The 6,458-nt window shown below is 71.5% G+C and carries 5 protein-coding genes; all 5 read right to left on the reverse strand.

Annotated elements, in window-relative coordinates; all coding sequences use genetic code 11:
• Window positions 1–31: 31 nt before the first annotated feature.
• Window positions 32–466, reverse strand: coding sequence for an ATP-binding protein (locus ABZ910_RS31535; RefSeq protein WP_361371837.1), 435 nt, complete (start codon window positions 464–466; stop codon window positions 32–34).
• A gap of 95 nt (window positions 467–561) precedes the next feature.
• The gene (locus ABZ910_RS31540; RefSeq protein ID WP_361371820.1) at window positions 562–2,460 is read right to left on the reverse strand and encodes an AMP-dependent synthetase/ligase; all 1,899 of its coding nucleotides are present in this window, start codon (window positions 2,458–2,460) and stop codon (window positions 562–564) included.
• 91 nt (window positions 2,461–2,551) lie between these two features.
• On the reverse strand, window positions 2,552–4,789 hold the full coding sequence (gene glgB, locus ABZ910_RS31545) for a 1,4-alpha-glucan branching enzyme (RefSeq protein ID WP_361371823.1): 2,238 nt from the start codon (window positions 4,787–4,789) through the stop codon (window positions 2,552–2,554).
• A 4-nt stretch (window positions 4,790–4,793) separates the two neighbouring features.
• Window positions 4,794–6,158: a maltokinase gene (locus ABZ910_RS31550; RefSeq protein WP_361371826.1), complete on the reverse strand. Its 1,365-nt coding sequence runs from the start codon at window positions 6,156–6,158 to the stop codon at window positions 4,794–4,796.
• A gap of 30 nt (window positions 6,159–6,188) precedes the next feature.
• Window positions 6,189–6,458 (reverse strand): alpha-glucosidase C-terminal domain-containing protein (locus ABZ910_RS31555; protein WP_361371829.1); only part of this gene is annotated, 270 nt, incomplete at its 5' end.

The following is a 6,458-nucleotide window of genomic DNA, read 5'->3' on the forward strand; positions in this document are numbered from 1 at the left end:
CGTGTGTTCAGCGGGCCGGGAACGGATCGTGTCACCAGGGCAGGAACACGTGGATGTCCTTGCCGTTCCGGGTGACGATCACGCTCACCTGGTCGCACAACGTGTGCACGAGACGCCAGCCGATGCCGCGGCCGCCCGTGCGGGGACTGAACGGCCGGGGCTCGGGCCGCACCGTGCTGGTGTCGTGCAGCGTGACGTGTACACCGTCGAACGTGCGGCGCAGCGTGAGCTCGAACGGCCCCGGCGCGTACTGGATCGCGTTCGCGGCCAGTTCCGTGACCACCAGCAGGATGTCCTCCCAGCGGTCGGGAGCCGCGGGCGGCGAGGTGCGGGCCAGGGCGCTGAGGAAGTCCTGCGCCACGAGCCGCGCACCCGTCACGTTGCGCAGCTCCCCGGGGAAGGAGGCCGTACAGAGGTAGGTCTCCTGCGGGAGCGGCGCGCCGTTCCACCGTGGCCCCGTCGCCATCGTCGTCCCCTGTCCCATGTGTACAGGGCTGTCGTCGTTGATCAGCTCTCTCACAGCAGCGGGTTCCCTCACGTGCGTCGGCTACGCGTCTCCGCTCACCGGAACACGTTGTCCGCATCGTCCCAGTCCGCGGGCTCCGGGGACGCCGGCCGGGCGCCAGGGGTCCGCGCCTCGTACATCGCGTCGATCTCGGCGGCGTAGTGCAGCACGATGGCGTCCCTGCGCAGCTTCAGCGAGGGCGTCAGCAGCCCGTTGGCCGGGTCGAACGGCTCGGGAAGCACCCGGTAGACCCGGATGGACTCGGCGCGCGACACCGCGCTGTTGGCGGAGGCGACGGCCCGCGCGATCTCCTCCTGCAGCGCGTTCTCCTCCCGCGCCTCCCGGCCGGGCACGTCCCCCTGGAGCACCCCGCGCCGCCACTGGGCGAGGAACTCCGGATCGAGCGTGATCAGCGCCCCCACACAGGGCCGGCCGTCACCGACGACCACCGCCTGGTGGACCAGCGGGTGCATCCGCAGCCGCTGCTCCAGCGGGGCCGGCGCCACGCTCTTGCCGCTGCTGGTGATGATGACGTCCTTCTTGCGGCCCGTGATCGTCAGATAGCCCTCGGAGTCCAGCCGCCCGATGTCCCCGGTGGCCAGCCAGCCCCCGAGCAGCGCCGCCCGCGTCCCGGCCTCGTCGCCCACATAGCCGTGGAAGACCGAGGGGCCGCGCACCAGGATCTCCCCGTCGTCGGCCACCTGGATCTGTGTGCCGGGCAGCGGGAGCCCCAAGGTTCCGGACTTCTCCCGGCCCAGCGGCTGCATGGTGATCCCGCCGCTCACCTCCGTCAGTCCGTAGCCGTCGTGGATGTAGATGCCGATGCCTTCGTAGAAGAGGGTGAGTTCCCGGCTGAGCGACGAGCCGGCGGACGTGCCCCGGACCACGCGGCCGCCGAACGCGGCACGCAGCCTGCGGTACACCGCCCGGTCGTACAGGGCGTGTTGGAGGCGCAGGTCCAGTCCGGGGCCCGGCCCCGCGCCCAGGCGCCGTCGCTCCTCGGCCGCGGCGAAGTCCCGGGCGGTCTGCGCCGCCCGCTCGAACAGAGCGCCGCGGCCCGCCTGCTGGGCCGTCCGCAGGAAGTTCTTGTACAGCTTCTCGAAGACCGACGGCACTCCGTAGAAGTACGTCGGCCGGAACGTCCGCAGGGCCGACGACAGCGCCGCCTGCGTCATCTCCTGCTCGTGGCCCAGCAGGAAGCCGCCGCGCAGGCACAACACCTGGATCATCAGCCCGTACACGTGCGAGAGCGGCAGGAACAGCAGCACCGACGGCTGCTCGCCGGGTGGAGCGGTGGTGTGCCGCCAGCCCGCGAGCAGCGTGTCACAGGGATAGGCGAGGCCGCGGTGGCTCAGCATGCAGCCCAGCGCGCGGCCCGAGGTGCCCGAGGTGTAGACGATGGCCGCCGTCGAGTCCGGCAGCACGATCCGGCGCAGCGAGTCCACCGTGGTCTGCGGGATGAACCGGCCCCGCTCCACCAACAGGTCCAGCGCACCGGCGTCCAGCTGCCACACGTGCCGCAGCCGGGGCAGGCTCGTGCACACGGTGCCCACCGTCATGGCGCCGTGCTCGTCCTCCACCATCACGGCCACACAGTCGGCGTCCCGCAGGATCCATTCGACCTGATCGCGTGACGACGCCACATGGATCGGCACGACCTCGGCCCCCACCGCCCACAGCGCGTACGAGAGCACCGTCCACTCGGAGCGGGTGCGCACCATGACGGCCACCCGGTGACCGGGGGAGATCCCGCAGGCCACCAACCCCTTGGCCACGTCCACCACTTCGTCCCGCAGCTCGACGGCCGTCACCTCCTCCCACGCGGGGGAGGTGACGTCGGGACGGCGCGCGAGCACCGGCAGGGTGGGGTTCAGCTCCGCCGTCTCGAAGAGGCTGTCGGCGAGCCCACCGGTCAGTGTCGGGGCGGCTGTCGGAGCAGGGGCGAAGTCGTGCACGCGCACCTCCTGGGATACACGGAGGGTGACCCCGCCGATCGGTACCGTTGTCGACGGTGCTCGAATGTAGCCCAGGAGAGCGCAGTTGGTGTCAGGATTCGTCAACTGACGTGAGCTGGGCGGAAGGTACCGGAATCAACCACACCGTCGCGAGGGGCGGCAGGGTGAGTCGGATCTGCCCGTCCTCCGGTGCGACCGGTCCCTGACGAGCGACGTCGGAGCCGCCGTAGCGCGCGCGGTCGGTGTTGAGGATCTCGCGCCAGGCGGCGTCCCCCGGCACGGCGAGGCCGTAGCCATGGCGTACGACGGGCGAGAAGTTGGAGACCGCGAGCAGCGGCTTCCCCTCGCCGTCGACGCGCAGGAACGCGAAGACGTTGTCGTCGGCCGCGTCCCCCACGACCCACCGGAAGCCCGCCGGATCGGTGTCGCGCTGCCAGAGCGCGGGGCTGCGGCGGTAGACGGTGTTGAGATCGCGCACCAGATCACGCACGCCCCGGTGGTCGGCCTCCGCGACATAGTCGGGATCGAGCAGCCACCACTCGGGCCCATGAGGCTCCGACCACTCGCCGCCCTGGGCGAACTCCTGCCCCATGAACAGCAGTTGCTTGCCCGGATGCGCCCACATGAAGCCCAGATAGGCACGGTGCGTGGCGCGTCGCTGCCACCAGTCGCCGGGCATCTTGGAGACGAGCGCCTGCTTGCCGTGGACCACCTCGTCGTGGGAGATGGGCAGGACGTAGTTCTCGCTGTAGGCGTACACCATCGAGAACGTGATCTCGTTGTGGTGGTACTTGCGATGCACCGGCTCGTGCTGGATGTACTCCAGCGAGTCGTGCATCCAGCCCATGTTCCACTTCAGCCCGAAGCCCAGACCGCCGCTGTCCGTCGGCCGTGTCACCCCGTCCCAGGCGGTCGACTCCTCGGCGATGGTCAGCGCACCCGGACAGCGCCGGTAGACGGTCGCGTTCATCTCCTGCAGGAACGCCACCGCGTCCAGATCCTCCCGGCCGCCGAACGCGTTCGGCGCCCACTGACCGGAGTCGCGCGAGTAGTCCAGGTAGAGCATGGATGCCACCGCGTCCACCCGCAGGCCGTCGATGTGGAACTCCTCGCACCAGTACACCGCGTTGGCGACCAGGAAGTTGCGCACCTCGGTACGCCCGAAGTCGAACTCGTAGGTCCCCCAGTCGGGATGCTCGGCACGCCGCGCGTCTCCGGGCTCGTAGAGGGGATCCCCGTCGAAGCGGGCCAACGCCCAGTCGTCCTTGGGGAAGTGGGCGGGCACCCAGTCCATGATGACGCCGATGCCCGCCCGGTGCAGGGCGTCGATCAGGTACTTGAAGTCGTCGGGCGAGCCGAGCCGGGCCATCGGCGCGTAGTACGACGTGACCTGGTAACCCCAGGAGCCGCTGAAGGGATGCTGGCACACCGGCATCAGCTCTACGTGCGTGAAGCCCAAGTCCTTGACGTACGACGGGAGTTGCTCGGCAAGCTCGCGATAGGTGAGCCCCGGGCGCCAGGAGGGCAGGTGGACCTCGTACACGGAGAACGGTGCCTCGTGCACCGGGGTGTCCGCGCGGTGCGCGAGCCACTCCTGGTCGCCCCACTCGTAGCGCGAGGCCGTGACGACGGAGGCCGTGTCGGGCGGCATCTCCGCCGCGCGCGCCATCGGGTCGGCCTTGAGGAAACGGCCGCCGTACCGGGACGTGATCTCGAACTTGTACCGGGCGCCCTCCCCGATCCCCGGCAGGAACAGCTCCCACACACCGGACGCGCCCAGCGAGCGCATCGGGTACTGCGTGCCGTCCCAGCAGGTGAAGTCACCGGCCACACGCACCCCTTGGGCATTGGGCGCCCACACCGAGAAGCGGGTGCCGGTCACCCCCTCGTGCGCCATGGGCTCGGCGCCGAGCGCCTTCCACAGCTGCTCGTGCCGCCCCTCCCTGATCAGATGGAGGTCGAGCTCGCCGAGCGCAGGGAGGAAGCGGTACGGGTCGTGCACCTCGACCTCGTCGGACCCGTCGTCCGCGTACGCGACCAGCAGGGTGTACGGCGGGACGTCCTCGTAGGGCAGTACGGCGGCGAAGAGGCCGCCGCCCTCGGAGACGAGCGCGCTGCGCATGCCGTCGACGAGCACGCTGACCGAGCTCGCGAAGGGGCGCAGCGCCCGGAAGAGAGTCCCGCCCGGCACCGGATGGGCGCCGAGGAGGGCGTGCGGATCGTGGTGGGCGCCCGCCAGCAGGCGCTCGCGGTCGGCCGGATCCAGCGGCACGGCCACGGGTGGGAGCGGCCCCGACCGCTTGGGGACCGAGATGTCGCGCAGTGCCATGTCGTCAGCCTCCCTTGACCGCGAGCCGCTCGATCGCGGCCATCGGAACCGGTAGCCAGTCCGGGCGGTGCCGGGCCTCGTACAGCACCTCGTACACCGCCCGGTCCGTCTCGTGGGCACGCAGCAGCGCGTGCTTCTTGCGCGGGTCCCAGCCCGCCCGGGCGGCGTAGCCCGCGCAGTAGGCCTCCCGGCAGCGGCGGGCCCACTCCGGACGCCAGGGGCGCCGCTGGCGGGCCGCGTAGTCGAAGGACCGCAGCATGCCGGCCACGTCCCGCACCGGGGACTGCACGCCGCGCCGCTCCGCGAGCGGCCGGGACGGCTCGCCCTCGAAGTCGATGACGAACCAGTCGTGGCCGGCCCACAGCACCTGTCCGAGGTGCAGGTCGCCGTGGATGCGCTGGGCGGACGGCCCGGAATCGCAGGAGGCGAGCGCGCCGAACGCGGTGCGCAGGCCCGGGACGAAAGGCACCAGCGCCGGCACACAGCGGGCGGCGGCGTCCAGCCGCGCGGTCATCGCCGCCGCCGTACGGCCGTTCTCACCCGGAACCCCGGACGGAAAGGCCGTGGCCAGCGCCAGGTGCACCTCGGCCGTGGCCCGTCCCAACTCCCGCGCCATCGTGGTGAAGTCCTCCCCCGAGGCGAGCGCGCGCAGGGCCAGGGTCCAGCCGTCGGCGGCGTCGGGCAGGAACGGCTGGAGCACGCCCAGCGTCGCGTCCCACGGCTGCGACGTCCGGAACCAGGCCACGGGCGCCGGTACACGCGCGCACCCCTGCGCGGCCAGCGCCCCCGGCACCTCCAGGTCCGGATTGATCCCGGGCTGGATACGCCGGAAGACCTTCAGGACGTACGCGTCGCCGTACACCAGCGAGGAGTTGGACTGCTCGGCGTCCAGCAGCCGCGGCGCGAGTCCGCCGGGCACCCGCGCGGACGGGGCGGATTCGAAGCACAGTGGGCCCGCCGTGCCGGGCTGCCGCAGCCGCTCCAGGAGCAGCTCGGCCGCACGCGGGTCGTGGAGGGCGTCGTACACCGCGAGACCCGCCAGTGAACCGTCCTGTGCCCGGCCGATGAACGCCCGGTCCATGTGCGGCACCAGGTGCTCCCGCACACCGATCAGCAACTGGTAGCAGTCGCCGGCCGGGGCCGCGCCGCCCGGGGCCGGGACGCCCGCGGGACCGGTGTGCAGCAGCAGGTGCAGACAGCCCGGGAACAGCTCCGTCAGGGACAGCAGGGAGAGGTCCGTGACCGGCCGGTCCTTGCCCGCGAACCAGCGCTGGCCCGGCAGCCAGGCGCGCAGCAACGGGGCGAGCGAGGCCATGGGCCCGTCGAGGCCGGCCGTGCTCCGCGGCCGGAGTGAAACGGTCTTCGGCATGGTGACGCGTCCTTTCCTCGGCGCGCGCGGTCAGCGTCGTCGGCCGATGCGGGATGCGACTCGGGAGAGCCGGAACCAGTAGAAGCCGTGTCCTGCGAGGGTGAGGAGATAGGGCAGTTCGCCGATGGCGGGGAAGCGCACGCCGCCGATCAGTTCGACCGGATGCCGTCCGTCGTACTCCCGCAGGTCGAGTTCGGTCGGCTGCGCGAAGCGGGAGAAGTTGTGCACGCACAGCACGAGGTCGTCCTCGTACTCCCGCAGGAAGGCGATCACGGCCGGGTTGCTCGACTGGAGTTCGGT

It is taken from the genome of Streptomyces sp. NPDC046805, assembly GCF_040645355.1.
Classification (GTDB): Bacteria; Actinomycetota; Actinomycetes; order Streptomycetales; family Streptomycetaceae; genus Streptomyces.